23 protein-coding genes are annotated in these 20,622 nt (G+C 66.8%); 9 read left to right on the forward strand and 14 right to left on the reverse strand.

All coding sequences use genetic code 11. From position 1 onward, the window contains the following. A partial coding sequence (locus AC1DYX_RS08740) for a tetratricopeptide repeat protein (RefSeq protein ID WP_477258329.1) occupies positions 1 to 456 on the reverse strand: 456 nt, incomplete at its 3' end. 119 nt (positions 457 to 575) lie between these two features. Next, a complete protein-coding gene (locus AC1DYX_RS08745; protein WP_477258331.1) occupies positions 576 to 1,160 on the reverse strand; it encodes an NAD(P)H-dependent oxidoreductase in 585 nt (194 codons plus the stop codon). Positions 1,161 to 1,358: 198 nt separating this feature from the next. Here AC1DYX_RS08745 and AC1DYX_RS08750 point away from each other — a divergent pair, with 198 nt between their 5' ends. Further along, on the forward strand, positions 1,359 to 1,805 hold the full coding sequence (locus AC1DYX_RS08750; protein WP_477258333.1) for a bacteriohemerythrin: 447 nt from the start codon (positions 1,359 to 1,361) through the stop codon (positions 1,803 to 1,805). An 80-nt stretch (positions 1,806 to 1,885) separates the two neighbouring features. Here the strand turns inward: AC1DYX_RS08750 and AC1DYX_RS08755 are convergent, their stop codons facing one another. Further along, complete coding sequence (locus AC1DYX_RS08755) at positions 1,886 to 2,752, reverse strand: DMT family transporter (protein WP_477258335.1); 867 nt, start codon at positions 2,750 to 2,752, stop codon at positions 1,886 to 1,888. A 294-nt stretch (positions 2,753 to 3,046) separates the two neighbouring features. On the opposite strand from AC1DYX_RS08755, the gene AC1DYX_RS08760 reads away from it, so the two are divergent. After that, positions 3,047 to 3,514 (forward strand): Lrp/AsnC family transcriptional regulator, encoded by a 468-nt coding sequence (locus AC1DYX_RS08760; protein ID WP_477258337.1) that lies wholly within the window; start codon positions 3,047 to 3,049, stop codon positions 3,512 to 3,514. A 143-nt stretch (positions 3,515 to 3,657) separates the two neighbouring features. Here AC1DYX_RS08760 and AC1DYX_RS08765 read toward each other — a convergent pair whose 3' ends face one another. The 4 genes from AC1DYX_RS08765 to AC1DYX_RS08780 form a co-directional block, all read right to left on the reverse strand. Continuing rightward, complete coding sequence (locus tag AC1DYX_RS08765; protein ID WP_477258339.1) at positions 3,658 to 4,386, reverse strand: DNA-binding protein; 729 nt, start codon at positions 4,384 to 4,386, stop codon at positions 3,658 to 3,660. Between the two features lie 136 nt (positions 4,387 to 4,522). Beyond that, complete coding sequence (locus AC1DYX_RS08770) at positions 4,523 to 5,833, reverse strand: GGDEF domain-containing protein (RefSeq protein WP_477258341.1); 1,311 nt, start codon at positions 5,831 to 5,833, stop codon at positions 4,523 to 4,525. A gap of 174 nt (positions 5,834 to 6,007) precedes the next feature. Further along, positions 6,008 to 6,919 (reverse strand): RNA polymerase sigma factor SigJ, encoded by a 912-nt coding sequence (gene sigJ, locus AC1DYX_RS08775; RefSeq protein ID WP_477258343.1) that lies wholly within the window; start codon positions 6,917 to 6,919, stop codon positions 6,008 to 6,010. A gap of 78 nt (positions 6,920 to 6,997) precedes the next feature. Next, complete coding sequence (locus tag AC1DYX_RS08780; protein ID WP_477258345.1) at positions 6,998 to 7,234, reverse strand: hypothetical protein; 237 nt, start codon at positions 7,232 to 7,234, stop codon at positions 6,998 to 7,000. A 121-nt stretch (positions 7,235 to 7,355) separates the two neighbouring features. Between AC1DYX_RS08780 and AC1DYX_RS08785 the strand changes: the two genes are divergently transcribed. Then, the gene (locus tag AC1DYX_RS08785; protein WP_477258347.1) at positions 7,356 to 8,756 is read left to right on the forward strand and encodes an aminotransferase-like domain-containing protein; all 1,401 of its coding nucleotides are present in this window, start codon (positions 7,356 to 7,358) and stop codon (positions 8,754 to 8,756) included. On the opposite strand, the gene AC1DYX_RS08790 is transcribed toward AC1DYX_RS08785, so the two are convergent. Next, positions 8,753 to 9,133, reverse strand: a complete 381-nt coding sequence (locus AC1DYX_RS08790; RefSeq protein WP_477258349.1) for a hypothetical protein — start codon at positions 9,131 to 9,133, stop codon at positions 8,753 to 8,755. The genes AC1DYX_RS08785 and AC1DYX_RS08790 overlap by 4 nt on opposite strands. A gap of 81 nt (positions 9,134 to 9,214) precedes the next feature. After that, positions 9,215 to 11,347: a TonB-dependent receptor plug domain-containing protein gene (locus AC1DYX_RS08795; RefSeq protein WP_477258351.1), complete on the reverse strand. Its 2,133-nt coding sequence runs from the start codon at positions 11,345 to 11,347 to the stop codon at positions 9,215 to 9,217. Between the two features lie 56 nt (positions 11,348 to 11,403). Here AC1DYX_RS08795 and AC1DYX_RS08800 point away from each other — a divergent pair, with 56 nt between their 5' ends. Genes AC1DYX_RS08800 through AC1DYX_RS08825 form a run of 6 tightly spaced genes read left to right on the forward strand, consistent with a single transcriptional unit; the run spans position 11,404 to position 17,385 of the window. After that, positions 11,404 to 14,184: a DUF6701 domain-containing protein gene (locus tag AC1DYX_RS08800; protein WP_477258353.1), complete on the forward strand. Its 2,781-nt coding sequence runs from the start codon at positions 11,404 to 11,406 to the stop codon at positions 14,182 to 14,184. Then, on the forward strand, positions 14,181 to 14,678 hold the full coding sequence (locus AC1DYX_RS08805; RefSeq protein ID WP_477258355.1) for a pilus assembly FimT family protein: 498 nt from the start codon (positions 14,181 to 14,183) through the stop codon (positions 14,676 to 14,678). The genes AC1DYX_RS08800 and AC1DYX_RS08805 overlap by 4 nt, the downstream gene beginning before the upstream one ends. Then, positions 14,668 to 15,162 (forward strand): type IV pilus modification PilV family protein, encoded by a 495-nt coding sequence (locus AC1DYX_RS08810; protein ID WP_477258357.1) that lies wholly within the window; start codon positions 14,668 to 14,670, stop codon positions 15,160 to 15,162. Before AC1DYX_RS08805 ends, AC1DYX_RS08810 begins: the two co-directional genes overlap by 11 nt. Then, entirely contained in the window at positions 15,159 to 16,031 is an 873-nt protein-coding gene (locus AC1DYX_RS08815) for a pilus assembly FimT family protein (protein ID WP_477258359.1), read from the forward strand. Before AC1DYX_RS08810 ends, AC1DYX_RS08815 begins: the two co-directional genes overlap by 4 nt. After that, a complete protein-coding gene (locus AC1DYX_RS08820; protein ID WP_477258361.1) occupies positions 16,028 to 16,528 on the forward strand; it encodes an MSHA biogenesis protein MshP in 501 nt (166 codons plus the stop codon). Before AC1DYX_RS08815 ends, AC1DYX_RS08820 begins: the two co-directional genes overlap by 4 nt. Positions 16,529 to 16,536: 8 nt before the next feature. Next, positions 16,537 to 17,385 carry a DUF817 domain-containing protein gene (locus tag AC1DYX_RS08825; protein WP_477258363.1) on the forward strand — a complete coding sequence of 283 codons (849 nt, stop codon included), beginning with the start codon at positions 16,537 to 16,539 and terminating at the stop codon, positions 17,383 to 17,385. On the opposite strand, the gene AC1DYX_RS08830 is transcribed toward AC1DYX_RS08825, so the two are convergent. The 5 genes from AC1DYX_RS08830 to AC1DYX_RS08850 form a co-directional block, all read right to left on the reverse strand. Next, entirely contained in the window at positions 17,354 to 17,515 is a 162-nt protein-coding gene (locus AC1DYX_RS08830) for a hypothetical protein (RefSeq protein WP_477258365.1), read from the reverse strand. The genes AC1DYX_RS08825 and AC1DYX_RS08830 overlap by 32 nt on opposite strands. Positions 17,516 to 17,730: 215 nt before the next feature. Continuing rightward, positions 17,731 to 18,135: a hypothetical protein gene (locus AC1DYX_RS08835; RefSeq protein WP_477258367.1), complete on the reverse strand. Its 405-nt coding sequence runs from the start codon at positions 18,133 to 18,135 to the stop codon at positions 17,731 to 17,733. An 88-nt stretch (positions 18,136 to 18,223) separates the two neighbouring features. After that, the gene (locus tag AC1DYX_RS08840) at positions 18,224 to 18,619 is read right to left on the reverse strand and encodes a nuclear transport factor 2 family protein (protein WP_477258369.1); all 396 of its coding nucleotides are present in this window, start codon (positions 18,617 to 18,619) and stop codon (positions 18,224 to 18,226) included. A 46-nt stretch (positions 18,620 to 18,665) separates the two neighbouring features. Further along, the gene (locus AC1DYX_RS08845) at positions 18,666 to 19,529 is read right to left on the reverse strand and encodes a hypothetical protein (RefSeq protein WP_477258371.1); all 864 of its coding nucleotides are present in this window, start codon (positions 19,527 to 19,529) and stop codon (positions 18,666 to 18,668) included. 121 nt (positions 19,530 to 19,650) lie between these two features. Continuing rightward, positions 19,651 to 20,583, reverse strand: coding sequence for a LysR family transcriptional regulator (locus tag AC1DYX_RS08850; RefSeq protein ID WP_477258373.1), 933 nt, complete (start codon positions 20,581 to 20,583; stop codon positions 19,651 to 19,653). Positions 20,584 to 20,622 lie beyond the last annotated feature (39 nt).

Below are 20,622 nucleotides of genomic sequence, written 5' to 3' on the forward strand. Positions count from 1 at the left end.
GCCCAGGTCCGCGCGGGCCTCCGCGCTGCGGCCCAGCGCGCGCAAGGCGCGGCCACGGGCGACGTAGTGCGCAGGATCGTTCGGCTGCAGCGCGATCAGGCGCGTATCGGCGTCGACGGCCTGTTCCGGACGGCCGCTCCAGACATACATGTTGCCGAGCGCCGACCACACGTCGGCATACGTGGGCGCCGCGGTCGCCGCCCCGCGCAGGTCCCGCTCCGCCTCTTGCCAGTGCGCCAGGCGGGCGTGCACGATGCCACGCTCGAGCAGCACGTCGACATTGCCCGGCGTGCGCGCCAGCAGCGCGTCGTAGGCGGCCAGCGCAAGCTCCGGCCGGCCGCCGTTGGCGAGGTCGCGCGCACGCGCGTAGGCATCATCGAAGCCGACGGTGGATGCGGCCGGAGCCGGCGCGGTGACGGAAGGCGGCGTCGACGGAAGCTGGGAAACGAGGGGCATCTGATATGGAAAAAGGGTCGGCGGCACGCAGCATTGTAAAATACTGCCCCGCCGAAACTTTGCCTTTTCCCGGGATGGCCGTCAAGGACAGCACGGTTGCGTCGGCCCGATCACACCGGTCACACGGCCGATCCGCCCAGCCGGCGCACGTGATCGCTCCACGCCGCGACCCGTTCCGGCGACAACGCTTGCGTGCGCCCGACCAGCGTCGTGCGCACAGGGCGGATGCCGGCCCGGCCGAGGACCATGCGGCGCATCGTCGTGAGGCCGGAACCGCCATAGCCCCACCGGTACACGATCGCGGGCATGCTCATGCTGACGATCAACCGCGCGCTGCGCCCGGCCAGCCGGCCGTTGCCGAACAGCCGGCCGGGATCGTCGACGACGACGCCGGGACGCGTGATCTGTTCCAGGAAGCCCCGCAGCAGCGCGGGCATGTCGCCCATCCACAGCGGATAAACGAATACGATGTGGTCCGCATGCTGCATCGCTTCCTGGACGGCCACGAGTTGCGGCGGCGGCGAGCCATGCCACCAGTCCGCCGGGCTGGTGAGCAGTGGAAAACTCATCCGTGCCGGCTCGACGACCTCGACCTCGTGGCCGGCGGCCCGCGCGCCCTCCACGTAGGCCTCACCCAGCGCGTGGCACAAGTGCGGACGATGGCAATCCGGGTGGCCCTGGATCAACAAGATACGCGCCCCCATCAGCAACCACCCTGCTCTCGTAAAACTCGTACTGCGCTCATCGCTTGCTCTCGTTTTGGATTCCGTCAACCAGACTAACCGAACACAACGAGGCTACGTTGCGAGATATCAAACGCCAGGGAGTTTCACGTGCTACCGAAAGTCCAGGAATATTCTGCTATCCTGATATTCCGGCGTCACCATCACGAGGACATCGGCATGACAAGCACCCGCGCCAGCCCCAGCCGCCCGCGCGCCCTGTGCACCGCGCTGCGGCACGGGCGCAAGATGCTGTGCCGGCAGATCGCCGCGCTCGCGGCCGGACCGGACGATGCGCTCGCACACGGCTTCGCCGCGCTGGTGGCCGCCGTCGAGGCCACGTTCCGCCACGAAGAACTGATCATGGAGACACTGGGCTACGTCCACCTCCACGAGCACCGCGCCGAGAATGCCGTGGTCCTGTCCGCACTGCATCACGTGCTGCCTGACGTCGAACAGGGCGACCATGCGCTGGGGCGCCAGGTGCTGGCCGCGCTGGACGACGTGCTGGCCCTGCACCGGCTCAGCGCCGACCTGGCGCTCGCGGTGGCCCCGCCAGCGGCCGACGTGCGGGCACGCGGCCACGCGGCGCGCGCGACGTTGCACGTCGCCAGGCACAGGCACTGACGACCGGCCGCGGTGTCACAACCGCTGCGGCCAGGTCCGACTCGTGCATGGACCGGTGTGCACCGTACGCTCCGGTGCGCTCACCGGCGCCGCATGCCGGCGCCGACGACGCCCGCGAGGATGATGCCGAAGCCGGCCGCGTGATACCAGTGCGGCGGCTCTTTCAGCATCGGCCAGGCGGCCAGCGTGGCGAACAGCGGGATCAGGTACACGGTGAGGCTGGCGCGCGCCGGGCCGGCGGCCGCGACGAGGCGGTCGAAGAAGAAATAGGCGCCCAGACTCGGCACGACGGCAAGGAAGGCCAGCGCGACGTACAGGCGGCCGTCGGCGAAATCGGCCACATTGCCGCTCGCCGCTTCGGCCACCGCGAACGGTGCCAGCACGAGCGCGCCGCCGCCGATCAGCGCGGCCAGCTTGACGGTGGCCGGCAGCGGCGGCAGCGGCAGGCGTTTGTTGAGCACCGTGTAGAGCGACCAGCCGCACGCGGCCAGCACGACCCACAGGTCGCCGCGGCCGAATTCCAGCTGGCCCAGCGCGGCGATGTCGCCCTTGGCCAGTACGACCAGCACGCCGAGGATCGCAAGGAACAGGCCGCCGGCCTGGCGGCGCGCCAGCGGCGCCTTCCACACGACGGTCTCGATCAGGGTCACGAGCGCGGGACAGGCGGCCAGGATGATCCCGACGTTCGCGGCACTGGTATGACGCGCACCGACGTATTGYGGCGCGACGGCCATGCCCATCCCCAGGCCGCCCAGCAGCAGGATGCGCCGCCACTTGGCGCGCAGCGTATGGCGCAGCGCCCACATGCGCGGGCCGCACGACGGCAGCAGGATCGCGAAGGCGAGTGTCCAGCGGCCGAACGCGAGGAATACGGGCGGGATGCCCGCACCCTGCGCCCAGCGGGCGACGATGAGGTTGGCCGCGAACAGCGCGGGGGTAATCAACATGAGCGGCAGTTCGGCTGCGAAGGGATCGCCTCGGTAGCCGGCGCCCGCCCGTGACACTGCATTTGACACGAGGACTCCTGACGAATGACGGCGCGGCGCGGAGCACGCCCGCGTCGGGAATGCTGCGCCGCAAGAAAGCTGGATAAGCAAGCTGCAATCTTAAGGGAGCGCGCCCAGAATGTGCTTCTGTTCGATGGCGGTCACACGGCGATTTTCGCAAGGATCGCCTACGATCTCGGCTGGATCGAGATAAAATATCTTCCTCGATGCGAAAACCATGAAGGAAGCACTGCAATGAGAGACGGCCAGCTGGACGAGACCGACCGCCAGATCCTGCGCACCCTGAGCCGCGACGGGCGCATCAGCAACCAGAAGCTGGCGGAAACGGTGCACCTGTCGCCGACGCCGTGCTGGCACCGCGTCAAGGCGCTCGAGGAAGCCGGCTATATCACGGGCTATGTGGCGATGCTGGACCAGCGGGCGCTGGGGATGCCGGACACGGTGATCATCGAGGTGACGGTCAACCGCCACGACGACGAGATCTTCACGGCGTTCTCGGACGCGCTGGCCGACCTGCCGGAAGTGATGGAGGCGTATCTGTTGTCGGGGGAATACGACTACCTGATCAAGGTTGCCGTGTCGGGGACGGAGGGGTATGAGCGCTTTTTGCGCCAGAAGCTGTACAAGCTGCCGGGGGTGACGCGGACGCGGTCGACGTTCACCTTGCGCTGCCTGAAGCGGGCGCCGTCGGTGGCGCCGTGATACCGAGGCTCGTCGGGGCCGGTGCGGCACATGGTGGGCACGGCTACCCACCCTACGGCAAAACGAACAATACGAACATTACGGACATTACGGACATCGTAGGGTGGGCTCCCCGAGCCCACCAGAGCCGCCGCAGGATCTGATTATTTCTTGGATTTGAGTTCGGTCAACTCAGCCCGCAACTTGCTGCGCTCCGCCGTCGACTTGTCGAGCTTCGCACGCAAATCGTCGAGCTCGCCCGCCAGGCTGTCGCGCGCCGTCGTCGCGCCCACCAGTTCCATCTCGGCGCGCAGGCGCGCGTCCGATTCGGCCGCCATGTCCGCGATCTTGCGCTCCAGTTCCTGGCGCAGTTGCGTCAGCTGCTGTTCCTTGCCGTCGATGGCCAGTTGATCCTTCGCCTTGCTGACGAGGGCGTCCATGGCGACCTGGCGCGCGTTCTTCAGCTCCGCGTTCAGGCGTTCGATCGTCTCGTCGCGTTCGGCGATGGCTTCCTCCGACGCCGCCGTCACGTTCGCCACTTCGTCGCGTAACGCGTCGCGTTCGCCTTCGAGGGCTTCGCCGGCCGCGCGCAGCGCCTCGATATCGGCTTCGTTGCGCGCCAACGCCTCGCGGTCGCCCGCGCCGGCCTGTTCCGCGAATTTGAGTGCCCAGTCCGCCAGTCCGGCCAGCAATTCCTGCGGCAATTCGGCCTTGGGAGGGGCCGGCGACTTGACGTTGGCAGCGCGCCATGCGGCCAGATGCTTGAAAATGGCGTTCGGCGAACCCTCGCCGAGGAAGTCCTGCACCGCTTCGATGGTGACCGCTTCGCCATCCTGCTGCAAACTGTCGGCTGCGCGTGAAACGTCGTCGTAAGTGACTTCTTGGCCTGCCATAAGGTCTTGACTCCTGCTTCGTTGGATTTCGGGAGTGCGTATGATACGCGACAGCATCATTCCCACGAAGAAATACGACGAGTGTCAGGCACGAGTGTTGCGCGGCGGACGCGCGGCCGGCATGGCCCGGACGGCGTCAGCCCGTGCGCGTGACGGCCAGCGACATCGGCTGGATCTGGTTCCGTCCGCCTTCCTTCGCTGCGTACAGCATGGTGTCGGCCTGCAGGAATAATTCATTCTCGCTGCGATGGGCCGGATAGGCGGCCAGGCCGCCGCTGAACGAGAAGTGACGCAGGTCGCCGGGTTTCACTTCGAAAGCGATGGCGCCGAATGCGCGGCGCATCGCATCGAGGCGGCGCCAACCTTCCTCCAGCGTGCAATTGCGGAAGACGACGACAAATTCCTCGCCGCCGAAGCGGCTCAGCAAATCGCCCTCTTCCATGCGCGTCGACAACGTAAGCGACAGGCGTTTGATGACGATATCGCCAAAATAATGTCCCCACGTATCGTTGATCGTCTTGAACTTGTCGATGTCGATCACGCCGAAGCACAGCGGCGTGTTTTCCATGGCCGCGCGGCGGATCAGGGCCTGCGCCTTTTTCTGCAACCCGATCTTGTTCAGCAGGCCCGTCGCGCGGTCGTTGCCGATGAGGTCGCGGTTGATGCGGATCTTGTCGGCGCGGTTGATGAGCTGGCGCGCCAGCAGTTCCGGGTCGTCCATCATGAGCAGCGCGTCGAATCCGCTGTCGAGCGCACGCCGGGCCTGCGCGGGATCGGCGCGACGTTGCAGCAGGAAGATCTCACGGACGGGATCCGCTTCGATGTTGCGCTTCAACACGCGGACGACGGATTCCGTGCGCTCGTATTCCGCATCGGTCATCAGGACGATATCGGGTTGCAACTCCTTCACACGCAGGTGCAGCGTGTGCGGGTCGGCGTGGTGGATGAGTTCCACGCGCCGGTCCAGCAGCGCAGCCTCGTCCCAGGCCGGCGCCACGCCCAGCATGGCTACGCGCACGAGGTCGCCGCGCTTTTGCTGCACGAACAGGTTGAACAGCTTGTCGACGAGGACGTCGTTGGCGATCGGCTTTTCCGCATACGCGAGGCAGTGGCTGTCGACGAGGCGCTGTTGCAGCATGAAACGGCTGCCCTGGCGCTCGCTCTGCAGGTAAACATAGCGCTGCCCTGCCGGCAGGCGTTGCAGCAGTTCGCCCAGCAACAACGTCTTGCGCCGGTCAAGCATATCGGACTGCATGTTGTACAACGCGTCCAGGTCGATCACGAACAGGCTGTCGTTGCCGGCCGCCCCGACCGCGGCGACGAATTCGCTTACCTCATGAAAGAAACGGATGTCGAAGTCGTACTTATGGGCGTGCAGCAACAGCTCGGCATGGTTATCCTTGATAAAAAAGCTGTGCGACAAGAACAACGCGTTATTCTTGTACAATGGAAAATCCCCAGCCATTGTGGCGCGCCTTCGGTGATTGAGCTTTTGATAGCGTAAAACCTGGCGCAAGCATACCGTCGTTTGCGCGTTGCACGGATGGAGACCGCGCATATTTTTATCGGATTCCGCCTACCAGCGGCATCTTTCTCTCAACCAGTTGCGCAAGGGCAAAGTTTAACGGACGACGCGCGACAGCCCGCCCAGTTTGTCGGGATTACGCACGACATAGATAGCCACGATCCGGCCATCCTCGACATGGAACGAGGTGATAGCATCAGGCACGCCATTGCGCCAGGTCAGCAAGCCAGGCGTGCCGTTGACCGTGATAATGTCGTGGCGCGTGTCGGCCCCCATCCACTTGCGCTCGATGCCGACGACGAGGCGACCGACGCGATCGGCGCCGACCACGCACCGGACCGTCGCCTTGACCTTGCCGCCGCCGTCGCCCGCAAACGTGGCATCGGCCGCCAGCAGCGCCTGCACCTGGGCCGGATCGCCCGAGCGCGACGCCTGCATGAAACGTCCCAGCAATTCCAGATGCAGTTCGCGGTTGACGGCGAACCGGGGCCGTTCCGCGCGTACGCGCTCGCGCGCACGTTGCAGCGTCTTGCGACACGCCGCTTCCGTCTTGCCGACGATCGCCGCCACCTCGGCATGATCGAAATCAAAGACTTGGTGCAGCAGGAACACGGCGCGTTCTTCCGGCGCCAGCCGCTCGAGCATCAGCAGGAAGGCCGTCGAAATGTCGTCGGCCGCTTCCCAGGCAGCTTCCGGCGACGCCACCATGTCTTCGACCAGCGGTTCCGGGAGCCAGGGCCCCACGTAGTGCTCGCGCTCCGCCTGCGCGCCGCGCAACCGGTCGATCGCCAGCCGGGTGACGATGGTGACGAGCCACGCCTCGGGGTTGCGCGCATCGTCGCTGCCGACGTTCTGCCAGCGCAGCCAGGCTTCCTGGACGATGTCCTCGGCGTCGGCACGGATGCCGAGCATGCGGTAGGCGATGCCGAACAGGCGCGGACGCAGGCGCAGAAATGGTTCGATCGGCGCAAGGCCGGCGGCGGGAGAGGTGACGGTCGCGGTATCCATGTCCATTAGACGGATGAGGGATGCAATTTGTGACAGGGCCCGGCCGCCCATTGTACGCCTCCCTGGCTTATGCCTCGATCACGGGAAGGTCATATCCAGACCAAGCATCCTGACAAGGACGAAGGTGACGAGCCCCAGGCCCAGCAGCGATAGCATGAAGACCGCGGCCACCTTGCCACCCGCGCGCAGCACCGCGCGTGTCTCGCTCGCTCTCCCCTTTTTCCCTTGATCGTAATGCCACTTGATGGCGAAGAACATGCCCGTGCCTAACACGAGCGCCTTGAACGTAACGAAGACTGTAGGGATCCAATCCATTAACTTGAGAATTTCCAGGTTATTACTTGACGCAATCTGTCGTGAGGAGCACGACCTCGAAACGCTTGCTACACGTTCTGAGGCATACTACTAAAAAGCAATTTCCATACATCGAGACAAATTGTCCCAGTTGAAAACCCTACAAGATGAGAATCTGCCCATCTGGTTGCCGCGATTGACGCCCCACGGCGGGCCACGTTTTTTGCAGATCGCGGATGCGTTGCAGGCGGCGGTGGCAGACGGCGCGCTGAAACCGGGTGACCGCCTGCCTCCGCAGCGCCAGTTGGCTGCCCAGCTGGGCGTCGATCTGACGACGATCACGCGCGCCTACGACGAAGCCAGACGCCGCAACCTGCTGGAAGGCCGTGGCGCGCGCGGCACGTATATCGCGGCGCCGAAAGTCGAATTGACCGCTATCCTCGACCTGAGCATGAATACTCCGCCACCACCGGATGGCGTGGACTTCGACGACATGTTGAAACAGGGTTTGTCTCAAGTCCTGATGGGGACAGATAATGGATTGCTGATGACTTACCACCTGGGCGGAGGAAGCGACTCCGACCGCAAGGCAGGCGCCAGATGGCTAGCACCGATGTTCGGGCAGCTGGATTCTCGACAGGTCGTTGTCTGTCCGGGTGCACAGGCGGCAATCGCCGCATTGATCCTTGCGCTGACGGCGCCTGGGGAGGTTATCCTCGCAGAGCCCACGACCTATCCCGGCTTGCGTACCGCTGCGGCCCAATTCGGCCGGCACGTCATTGCGGTGGAAGCGGACAAGCACGGGATGGTGCCCGAGATGCTCGAGGAAGCGTGCCGCCGGCACAAGCCCCGGCTGGTCTACCTCAATCCGACATTACAGAATCCGACCGCCATCACCATGCCGGAACGCCGGCGCAAGGAGCTCGCCGGCATCGCGCAGCGCTGCGATGTTCGCATCGTCGAGGACGATCCCTACTGGCTTCTTGCCGATGCCCCGCCACCACCTGTTGCCACGTTCGCCCCGGAACAGGTGGTCTACATCTCGACCCTGTCGAAATGCCTGACGCCCGGCTTGCGTGTCGCCTTCGTGCTCGTACGCGACCCGGACGAACGCGAACGATTCCTGGTCGCACTCAGATCATTCGCGCTGATGGTTGCTCCGCTGACGGCCGCACTGGCCACGCAGTGGATCCTCGACGGTTCGGCTGACCGATTGATGGCAGGCGTACGCGACGAGGCGCGCCTGCGCCATCGGATGGCCCGGGATATTCTGGCGGGGCGCTATAGCGGTGCCGGAGACGGCCTGCATGTATGGCTCGAACTGCCGGCGTATTGGAACCCCTCGCAGTTTGCGCGTGCAGCCGACAGCGAGGGCATCGCAGTCACGCCGGCGGAGGCATTCGCAACCGGCAGTCGATCCGCGAATGCTATCCGGATCTCTTTGGGTAGCATCAAGGACCGTGGGCGCCTACGGGCAAGTCTTCAACAGCTGTCCCATCTGCTTGCGCGGCGGCCCGAGCCGCTCAGCGCTGCTGTGGTTTAACTTTCCGATCCGCACGCGGTATCCGACCGCGCGCGGGCATGCGGCTTTCCCGGCCGCACACGCATGGGCGGACGCGGCGCGTCCAGGCGCACCGGCGTAATCTTGCCTTCGTAGGCCGGCATTTCGGGATCGATCTCCGCAATGTTGCCATCGAGCGACTCTCCGGCGAGGAAGGCCCCGATCGCGATGCGGACGATCTCGCGGTTCGCGGGCTCCGCCTTCAGGCTGAGCTGCTTGTTGAAGTAGAGGAACGAACAGGTCGCGCCCGCAGCCGTGGTGATCTCGACCTTCTTCGGCAGGGAAAAGCCATACCGGCCCGTCGCCCACAGCTTCACAAAGCAGGTCCCGTGTTCGGATGACGAAAATGTGAAATTCATGCGGTCATCCTAAACGCCGCATGGCATCTGAACGTATCGAATTTGTTCCAAACCGTAACGGCAGGAACATCTATTTCCTGTTCACATTTTCAGCTCGACATTAAAGCCGACGCGCGTCGCGCCCTGCTGCCAGCTCGACTGGTGCGACAGGCCGCCGGCATCCTCGTAGAAGCTCTCGGACGCTGTGTCGATGCCGAGGAGATTGTTCAGCGTAAAGCGCAGTTGCAGGTGCGCGTCGAGCTTCCACGCGGCGTACGCGTCGACGTCGCGCCGCGTCTGCTGGTGGCGGGTCTGGGCCTCGGACACGCGCACCCAACCGCCTTGCTGGTACGCCATGCTCGCGCCGAAACTCAGGCGCTCCCGGCGGTAATCCAGACCGAGATTGGCCGACAGCGGCGTCTGCGCATCGAGCCGGTTGTCCGGTCCCGGGACGGTCGATACCTCCGACCAGTTGCGCGTCACGCTCGCGCGCACGTCGAAGCCGGTCGCAGCCGCGCTCAGCATGCGCAACGGCAGCTTGACCTCGGCCTCCAGCGAGTGGACGCGGGCGTCGCCGTCGTTCAGCGGACGATAGATCCAGCGGCCGTCCGGATCCTGGTCGAGGCGCGTGCGGATGGTGTCGCTGATCATCCGCTGCGTGCCGCTCACGGACACCATCCCGCCGTCCGGCCAGAACTGCTCGAAGGCGACGTCGACGCCGTTCGCCAACTCCGGCTTCAGGCCGGGATTGCCGCTGGAATCGGGGCTGAAGCGCGTGTTCAGCGCCGACAGGAAACGCCGCGCCGTCAGCTGGTCCACGGTCGGTGCCTTGTACGTGCGCGTGAACGCAAGGCGCACCTGGCGCCCGCTCGTGCCGGGGAATTTGTACAGCGTCTGCGCCACGGGACTCAGCACGTGGCTGCGCGACGTCGTTTGCGCCTGCGTGCTGGACGCGCTGTCCGTACGCACGCCCTCCCAGCGCCCGCCGAGGTAGACGGACCACTGTCTGGCGATGCTCCACTCGTCCTGGACGAAGGCGGCGAGGCGCGTGACCTCCGGCTCGAATGCCTCGACGACGTGCGTTTCGGGCGCATCGTCCCGCTGGTCGCGGCGGTCGCGGGTGTCCTCGTTCTTCTGGCGGCTGGCGTCGACGCCCGTCACGAGCGAGTGGCCGTCGAACAGTCCGCGCGCGAACTTGGCGCGCAACGACGTGCGGCGCGGCCGCAACACCGTGTCCCAGTCGCGCGCGAGGCGGTGCGCCTGACCGGCCGAAAAATATTCCATCGCGTTGTCGTTGTCGTCGCGGCTGCGCTCGGCCGCCAGGTTCAATTCCAGCCTGCCGCCGGCGATCTTCGCGATCCAGCCGGCCTCGCCGCGCATCATCCACTGTTGGCCGGACGTCCGGCCCGGCATGTCGATCCAGTCCGGGTCGCCGAACGACCCGACCAGGTTGGTATTGCGCGACCGGCCGGACCACGCGTGGCTGCTGGCCTGCAGGCCGGCCGACAGATTCAGCTCGTTGCACTCGTCGATCTTCCAGTTCAGCCGGGGGAACACGACGCCGCCGCGGTAGGCACCGCCGCCGTTGTAGTTCGACACCCGCGCCTGGCCAACCGTACCGTCCGGCAGGGTAAGCTGGTCCGATCCCCTCGAATGAAATTCGTTGTGACCGGCGAACAGCGACCCGTTCACGAAGTACGACAGGTTGCCCACCTTCTCGCCCCACGTGCCGCCCGCCGTGCCGCCGCGCTGCAAGGTCGACCGGGTCGCATTCAGGCGCAGGTCGTGCTGCGGTCTGGCGACGACCTTGCGCAGCACGATGTTGATGGTGCCGGCGATGGCCTGCATCGAATACTCGGCGCTGGCCGCACGGATCACCTCGATGCGCTCGATCTGGTCCGGTGTCAGCGCGTCCAGCGAAAACCCCGGCGGCGGGCGGTCGCCATTGACGAGGATTTGCGTATAGCCATTGCCCAGGCCGCGCATGCGGATCGATTTGTCCGTGACGGTCACGCCGGGTGCCCGCTTGAGCACGTCGAAGATATTGTCGTCGCCATACTTGCGGATCTCTTCCGCGCTCAGCACGGTCTTGCTGGCCGTGTCGTCGCGGCGCGGATCGTAGTCGCCGGCCGCGCCCTTCACTTCCACGCGCTGGATGGTCTTGTCGCCGGCGGGGGTCTCGGTCTTGTCCGGCGTGGGCATGTCCATGTCGGCCTGGCTGGCCTGCCCTCGCATGCTCTTGATTTAGCGAAATATGCGTTCCCTCAAGATATAATCGGGCGGCCATGCTCATGCGCCGTCTTTACCTGTCGCTGCTTGCCCTGATGCTATTCGCGGCAGGCGGCACCGCGTCCGCCGCGCCCGCCGGCACGACGTACAACTTCGACGGCAGGGGCATCACGGGCTGTACCCTCACGGTCAAGAACTACACGTGCGCCAGTTTGCCGCTGGGGTCGAAGGACGGCATGGTCATCGCCAGCGAATACCGGGTCGACGTCGCGTCCGACGTGACGTTCAGTAACAACCAGGGCCTAACGATGAGCGGCAGCGCCATCCTGGCCAGTTCGGGCAACCTGGATATCAGCGGCATCAAGCCGGACGACCTGGTCGTCACGAACGGTACGCTGATCGCGCAAAAGACCTTCACCGCCGACGCACAGACACTGACGGCCGACATCCAGGCCGGCGACGCCAACCTCGGCCACGGGGCCGGCCTGACCCTCACTGGCAATGTTGCCGTGAGTGGCACCGTCTCGCTCGCCACGCACTCGACGGTCTACGGCAACATCACAGCCAAGGTGTCGGTGGAAATGGACACGCATGCCACCGTCACGGGCAACGTCGATACCGGCACCCTGACGATGAATCCGGCCCAGGCCATCATCGACGGCAACGCTTCCGTCAACAGCGCCGTGCTCGGTACGAACGACCGCGTCACGCAAACCATCTATTGCAAGGGCGGCACCCGGTCCGGCCAGTGCGACTGCGTCCAGAACAACAGCGGCTACGACGTGAACACGGCCCCGGGCCCGCACTGCCAGGGCAACCAGGTGCCGCTCGACCACATCATGATCGGCTACGATCCGACGGGCAGCGTATGCGCACCGTCGACGGTGACGCTCACCGCCTGCGCCAACGGGGCGTGCACGAGCACCTACGGCGCCGGCGTCTCGGTCAAGCTGACGCCGACCGGGCAGACCGTGGACATCGGCGGCAGCGGCGTCGCCCAGGCCAGCGTCAACTACACGCAGGCGGGCATCAACACGCTGGGCGTGACGGGCGTGACGACAGCCGGCGCCACCACCTGCATCCTCAACGGCGCCGGCGCCGCCGGCGCGAACTGCCAGGTGGACGTGGCCAGGTCGGCGTACACGATGAGCCTCGGCACCGCCACCGGCTACACGTCGGAGTCGGCGCAGACGTTGACCATCGCCGCCCTGCGCTTCGACGACGCGAGCAAGGCCTGCGTGCCGATGTTCAACGGTACGACGCGCGCCGCAAGCTTTTCCTGCGCCTACGTCAATCCGTCGACCGGTTACGTTCCCGTGCGCCTGAACGGCGTCGCGTTGAACCCGACGAACCAGGCGAGCGCGACGTGCGGCGGCAACAGCCCGTCGATGTCCCTGAGCTTCGACGCCAACGGCAAGGCCGCGCTGCCCCTGCTGTATGCGGACGCGGGCCAGGTGCAGGTGACGATCACGGACAATGGCAGCGGCAGCCCGGGCCCGGCCAGCGTCACCTCGACATTCGTGCCGGCGCGGTTCAACGTCGCCCTGAATCCCGGCACCCCACCGCTGCTGGCGGGCGCGGATTTCGCGGTGGCGGTCACCGCGCTGAACGCCGGCAACGGGGCCACCCGCAACTTCGGCCGCGAAACGGCGCCCGAAAAGCCGCTGCTGCGGGCCGTTCCATGCCTGCCGTCCGCCACCAACGCGCTGCTGAGCCAGGACCCGAACCCTGTCCTCAGCGGCGGCGTCTACACATTCAACAGCGTCGAATGGTCGGATGTCGGCAGCATCGACCTGCAGGCCACGCTCTACAGCAATTCGTATCTCGGCACGGGCAAGGTGCCCACGGCAGGCTCGACCAACGTCGCACCGAGCGGCTGCACAGGCGCGGCCGGCATGTTCATCCCGGCGTATTTCACCGTCGAGCCGGATCCCGACTGGCAACGCAAGGCCACGCTGGCCGGCGCCCAGTGGTTGCAATACTATTCGGGCGAACCGGCCATCCAGCTCAAGGTCACGGCGCGCACCGTGCAGAACGGCGTGCCGCAGAGCTATGCAGGCACGCTCGCGCGCGACGTGGCCTTCAGCGCACTCGATCCCGCCGGCGCCGCGCTGGGCGTGACCGGCACGTTTTCACCCGCGTACGCCGTGAGCGGCAGCACCGCGCCCGCGCAAGTGCGTGCGGCGGATTTCGCGGCCGGCACCGCCACCTGGACCGGCAGCTACACATTCGCCGCCAGCCCGACGGCGCAAACGCGGATGCGCGTGCGCGCCGCCGAGATCGGCCAGGGGATCGCGTATCCGGTCAGTTCGGCGGCGATTCCGGCCGGCGGGACCGTGCCCGCCGAGGCCACGCTGCTGGTGCGCAGCGGCCGCATCCGCCTGTCGAACGGCTTCGGCGGCATCGGCAAGCTCAACCTGCCGGTCGCGCTCGAATACTACACGGGCCAGACGTGGGTCAGGAACAGCGAGGACACGACGACGCAGATCGCCGCGGGCAAAGCCGCCGTTTGGACCGGCACCACGCTGGGCGATGATGTCGACGTGGGGTTGACAGGTTTCACCAACGGCGCGGCCACGCTGAGTCTCACGCCACCGAACAGGCAGCGCGGCAGCATCCCGGTCGCCATCAACCTCGGGCCGCCGAACGGCGTCACCACGTCGTGCTACTACAACGCGGCCACGCCGAACATGAAGGGCAGCACCAGCGCCGCGCTGGCCTTCCTGCGCAGCACCGACCCGTCGTGCAACAGGACCGGCGCCGACCCGTCCGCCATGGCCACGTTCGGCGTCTACGCGCCGGAGACGAAGCGCGTGATCCACGTGCGCGAGGTAGTCCAGTGAACGGCCCGGCGCGCGTAGGCGGCTTCACGATGGTCGAACTGGTCGTCGTGATGATCCTCATCGGCGTGCTGGCCGCCCTCGGCATCCCGCGCCTGATGGGCGACAAGACCATGGAGGCCGCCGTGTTCGGCGACCAGGTCGTCAGCGGCCTGCGCCGCGCCCAGGCCATCGCCACGAGCCACCGCCGCCTCGTCTGCGTAAGCATCGCCGCACAGGGCGTGACGATGCGGCTGAACGGCTGCGGCAACGCCGGCCTGGCCCTCACCGGTCTCGCCGACGACGAGTATGCGACGACGGACAGCGCGCTCGCCATCGTGCCCGTCGCGCCGCTGGGCGCCGTGCTGTTCTTCCAGCCCGACGGCCGCATCACCGCCGGCAGCGCGGGCACGACGGCGGTCGGCAACGGCAGCATCGCGATCACGGCCACCGTCAACGGCCAGGCGAACACGGTGCGCACCATCCGCGTGGAAGGGACGACCGGCTATGTGGAGTAGATACACGCGCAGCGCCGGCGTCACGCTGGTCGAACTGGTCGTCGCCCTCGTCATCATGGGCGTCGCGCTGGCGGGCGTCGTTGCCGTCTACGCGAGCACGACGCGCGCGAGCGTCGATCCCGTCATCATCCAGCAGATGCAGGCCATCGCCGACAACATGATGGAAGAAGTCCTGCTCAAGCCCTACGCCCCCGGTCCGGCGACCGGCGCGGGCGCGGGCGGCGCGCGCGTGAATTTCGACGACGTCCGCGACTACAATAGCTACGGCCAGGGCATCCAGGGGATCCGGGACGTCGAGGGCAACGTGATTCCCGGTCTGGAACGCTACACGGTCCTCGTCACGGTGACGTCGACGGCGCTGACGAACATCCCGGACACGGACGCGCTGCAGATCGTCGTGACCGTCAGCGTGAACGGCAGCGCCACCAACGAGGGCCTGCCGCGGCCCATCGTCCTGACCGGCTGGAGGACCAACCCGTCATGATGCACCGGCGCCGGCACGGCTTCACCCTCGTCGAACTGATCGTCGTGATGGTCGTCGTGGGCGTGATCGCGGGCATTCTCGTGCTGCAGGTGCGGCCGGCGATGCAGTCGTACCTCGCGGTCCGCCAGCGCGCCAACCTCACGAGCCAGCTTGACGCCGCGCTGCGCCGCGTCGTCGCGGACGTGCACGCGGCGGTGCCGAATTCCCTGCGCTTCACGCAGGACGCGAGCAACCAGTGCATCGAATTCGTGCCGACCAGGGACGGCGGACGGTTCCGCACCGATATCGACACGACGCCGGCGGCCCAGGCCAGCACGTTCAACGCGCCGCTCGTCGGTGGCGTGCCGACGAGCCGGTTCGGCGTCCTCACGACGTTCGCCACGACCGGCCTGCAGCGCAKCGCACAACCCAACGACTACATCGTGGTGGGCAACCTGAACCGCGACGACGTCTACGCCGGTACCAACGTGGGCGTCATCCAGGCGATCGCCGACAGCACGCAGGCGGCCGACCGCGCCGTCGCCGCGCACCTGGTCACGCTGGCGGCGCCGGTGAGCTTCCCGGCCGGCTACGAGGGCGGCCGCTTCGTCGTCGTGCCGTCCGGCGAGCGGGCCGTGACCTACACCTGCGACCTGGGCGCCGGCATCGTCTGGCGCGTCACCGGCTACACACCCAGCGCTTCCCAGCCCACGACCTGCCCGACCGGCACCGCGCGGCTCGTCGCCAGGGTCACCGATTGTGCCTTCGCCTACCGCGAGAACGAAGGCGCCACGCAGCAGAGCGGCTATCTGCAGATGCGCCTCGGCCTCACCGACGGCGGCGAGACGGCCACGGTGACGATGGGTACCCACGTGGAGAACGTGCCATGACGCGCCGCCAGGCCGGTTTCGCGTACATAGCAGCCGTCGTGTTCCTCGTCGTGCTGGCCGGTTTCGCGCTGGCCGCGCTGCGCCTGTCCACCACGGCGCAGGCGACCGTCAACCAGCAGGTCATGGGCGCACGCGCGAACCAGGCGGCGCGGGGCGGCATCGAATGGGCGCTATACCGGCTCAAGGGCGCGACGGTTACCGCGGGCTGTTTCACGTCCCCCGCCACGCCCGGGACGGTGGACGGCACGACACTGGACGACTTCGTCGCTGCCACGGGCTTCCGGGTCTCGCTCACCTGCACGGCGCGTTCCTATAACGAAGGCCAGAATCCGGACGGGTCGAACCGGGCGAAGAACATCTTCGAGCTGACGGCCACCGCCTGCAACAGTGCGTCCGGCCGGTGCCCGGACAACGTCGTCCAGGCGAGTCCGGACTACGTCGAGCGCAGGCGCAGCGTCTCGATCTGCATCGCGACGGACGGTACGGACTGCTACTGACGCGCGCCATGTCCGCCCCGACCTCACCCGACCCGCACCGCGTGGCGGCATCGCCCAGCAACCTCGAAGGCTGGCGCCGCGTGGCGCTGGAATTCCTGTGGTTCGGCATCAAGGAAGCGCGCGCCTGCCTGTTCGCCGGCCTGTTCTTCGCGTGCGTCGTGATCGTGCCGCGCGCCGGCCTGCTCGGTGTGCCGCGCTATGACGTGTTGCTCGCGGCGGCATTGGCGATCCAGGCGGGGATGCTGGCCGGCGGACTGGAAACGCGCGACGAACTGAAGGCGATCTGCCTGTTCCACGCACTCGGTTTCGCGCTGGAGGCGTTCAAGACGTCGAGCGGCATCCACTCATGGAATTATCCGGACTTTGCCTACACGAAGGTGGCGGGCGTGCCGCTGTTCTCGGGCTTCATGTATGCCGCCGTGGGCAGCTACATCATCCAGGCGTGGCGCCTGCTCGACCTGCGCGTGCGCCATCATCCGCCGCACTGGATGGCGGCGCTGGTGGCCGGGGCGATCTACGTGAATTTCTTTACGCACCATGCGCTGGGTGACGCGCGCTGGTATCTGGCGGCCGTCGCGCTCGGGCTGTATGCGCGCACGACGGTCAGCTTCCGCCCGCTGGACCGCGAGCGGCGCATGCCTCTGCTGCTGGGATTCGTGCTGACCGGGTTCTTCATCTGGCTGGCGGAGAACCTCGGGACGTTCTGGGGGCTGTGGCGCTATCCGAACCAGCTGGGCGCCTGGTCGGCCGTACACGTGAGCAAGTGGAGCGCGTGGTCGCTACTGGTCATCATGACGTTCACGATCGTCGCCAACCTCAAGCACGTCAAAGCGCGGATACACGTACCAGAGTCGTGACCAGGGGCTTGGCGAATGCCATCGCCATGGGCAGGGCGCACAGTACGATCATCACGCCGATGCGCACGCGGCGTGCGCGCTGCGTCTGTTCCGCCAGGCGGGATACGCGGAATCCTGCGTCGTAGTTCATGGAAGTCCTTTCATGCGAATGAGTCGACCAAATAATAATATGAACCTGGAGAAACCTGCGACACGAATGGTTGCTCCTGTAATCCGATGCACTGCCCCCGGAAAACGGGGCTAAAAAATCAGATTACACCGCTTGGCTTCACAAATCCATGAGCTAGAACAAACCGCTCTCAAAATCATAATAATCGTCTGATTTTTTCCACGCCCGGCCCGGCGTCAGCCGCCGCAGACGACGGCGGACCCGTCCGTGGATTTCTCGCAATAGGCGGCTTGCCCGCCGCAGGCCACATCATTCCCGTCTGATGACTTGAGGCAGTAATTGGCCTGACCACCGCAGGCAACGCGACGGCCGTCCGACGATTGCTGGCACATCGTGGCCAGACCGCCGCAAGCGACACGACGCCCGTCCGCCGACTGCTGGCACAGCGTGGCCTGGCCGCCGCAGGCGACCTGGCGCCCATCCGCCGACTGTTCGCAGTGCGAAGCGCCGCCCCGGGCCTGGGGCGCGGCGGCGGCGGGCGGGTGGCTGTCGGTCGCGATCACGCATCCGCCCAGCAGCGCCGCCGCGGCGGCCATGGCCAAGACGCCGCGGAAGGCGGCTAAAAAGTGTTTCGGCATCATGTGACGATTCCTGAAAGTAAAAGAATGGCATCGTACCCTGCCGGCACGTCCGCAATTCTCCCGGAATGTCACACCGCCAGCGGCGGGCTCAGCTGCGATCGACGACGAGGGCCAGGCGACCGTCGCGGACGACGTATTCGGATTCACCGCGCAGCGCCAGCCGCGTGCCGGCGGGGGGACCGCCCGGCAGGTCGACGGCCAGCTGGGCGCGCCAGGCGATCGCCGCGACGAGCGCATCGCCGCGCGGCGCCAGCGCCGTGACGCGCTGCTCGCGCTCGGCGAACATCATCTTCGCCTGTTCCGCCAGCACGCGGAACGCGTCGCGGCCGTCGCTGGCCGCCGTGAGCTGGCCGCCGGACCAGTTTTCGAAACGCACGTCGGCGGCCAGCGTGGCGAGCATCCCCTCGACGTCGAAGGCATTATAGGCCGTCACGTAGCGCTCGATCAGGGCCAGGGCTGCGGGAGTGATCGTCTGTGTGGTCATTCGCTGCTCCTTTCTGCTGGGCGTGTCAAAAACGTGAATCCGGTGTTCAGGCGAAGCGCCAGGCGATCGCGGAGGCGTCGTCGGCCGGCTTGGCGGCCAGTCCCGCAGCGATCCCGCCTGCCTCGAAGGCGCGCAACTCGTCCAGCAGCGCGTCCAGCCCGCAGGTGCGGCAGGCGGCGAGCAGGCTTGCATCCGTGTGCAGCCCGTATGAATCGACGAGGCGGTACAGCCCGTCGCTGAGGAGCAGCAGCAGCGCGCCCGGTGGCGCCGCCACCGTCGCCGTGCGCGCGGCGAACGGCCCGCGCGGGTCCATGCACAGCACGACCGGCCGCGCCGCCGTGTTCTGTTCGTGCCGGCGCGCGCGCAGCATCGGCAGCAGCCGCGTCCAGCGCTCGGCCGGATCGGAGACGCCCTCGGCCACCAGCGCGGCGACGGATGCCTGGACCGCGGCTTCCTGCGGATTGTCGAACGGGTCCAGGTCGCGCACGGCGCCGTCCGGATCCCGCAGCAGGACCTTGCTGTCGCCCAGGCAGAACAGGTCGAGCGTGTGCGTTCCCGTGGCCTCCGGGTCGTGCACGCGCACCCAGCCGAGGGTCGCGACAGGCCACGCATAGGGCGGCACGTCGATCCCGGCCCCGAGGGCCCGGTACGCGGCGCGCGTGGCGTCCAGCGCTTCCAGCACGAGGTCGGCCTGGCACGCATCGAGCCGCAGCACCCGTCCGAAATCCTGGGCGAAGCGGCGCACGAACCAGGCGGGATCGCTGGCACCGGCCGTGACGGACCGGTCCGGCGTCAGCGGCGTCGCGCCATCCATCAGGACGAGGTCGGTCCAGCCGTCCCGTTCGTACACGACGACGACGTCCTCGTTGATCCGGCCTTTGCCGGCCGCCGACGCCAGGCTGTAACGCATGCTGCCTCCGCTATTGTCTCCGTCACTATAAGCGATTCGGGTAGCGCACGGATGAAGTCGCGGAACGACAGTCCGAATATCCGTGGTTCGCACGCTTTCAGGCCATCGTCATGCGACGCGGTCACAACAGCCGGATACCCGGCAAGGTCCGCAGCGACGTCTCGCGCATCACTTGCACGAAATCGTCCAGGTAGGCGTCGTCGCGGCCGGTGCCTGCGTGCCGGGTGACGGCGTACAGGCGGCCCGTCAATCCTTGTTCCCCGATGCGCTGCTGCGCCACATAACCCCGCTGCAGATAGGTCTGCACGGCCCACAACGGCAACGCGGCGAAACCACGACCGCTCGCCACCAGCTGCAGCATCGCCACCGTCAGCTCCGTCGTGCGGCGCGGCGGCTCCACGCCGGCCGGGCGCAGCACCTGCCGGACGAGGTCCAGCATCTCGTCCGGCACCGGGTAGGTAATCAGCGTCTGCCCTGCGAAGTCGTCCGCCTCGAGATACGGGCGCTCCAATAGCGGGTGAGCCAGCGGGAGGATGGCGACGATGTCGAATGCGAACAGCGGATGCACCGCGACGTCGCGCTCGTCCGGATCGACTTCCGAGACGATCGCCACGTCGGCCCGGTCCTGGTGCAGCAGGCCGACGGGATCGGACTGGAAGCCCGACACGATGTCCTGCTCGACCTCGGGCCAGCGCAGGCGCAGCCCGTCCATCGACGGCATCAGCCAGTCGAAGCACGTATGGCATTCGACGGCGATGCGCAGCTTGCCGGCGCCGTGGCCCGTCATGCGGACGATGTCGCGCTCGGCCTTTTCCACGGCCGGGATCACGGTCTCGGCCAGTTCCAGCAGCCGGCGCCCCGCGGGCGTGAACGCCACCGGCGCCGACTTGCGTTCGAACAGCGTCAACCCATAGAACTCTTCCAGCGCCTTGAGCTGGTGCGACAGCGCGGACTGGGTCACGTTCTGCAGCGCGGCCGCGCGCGAGACGCTGCCCGCCTCAAGCAGGGCCAGAAGGGTGCGCAGGTGGCGCAGGTCGAGAATCGAAGTCGGCATGAGCGGAATTCATCTGGTCAGAAAAATAATTCGTTTGAA

The sequence above is a fragment of the Massilia sp. P2_C2 genome (assembly GCF_056404615.1).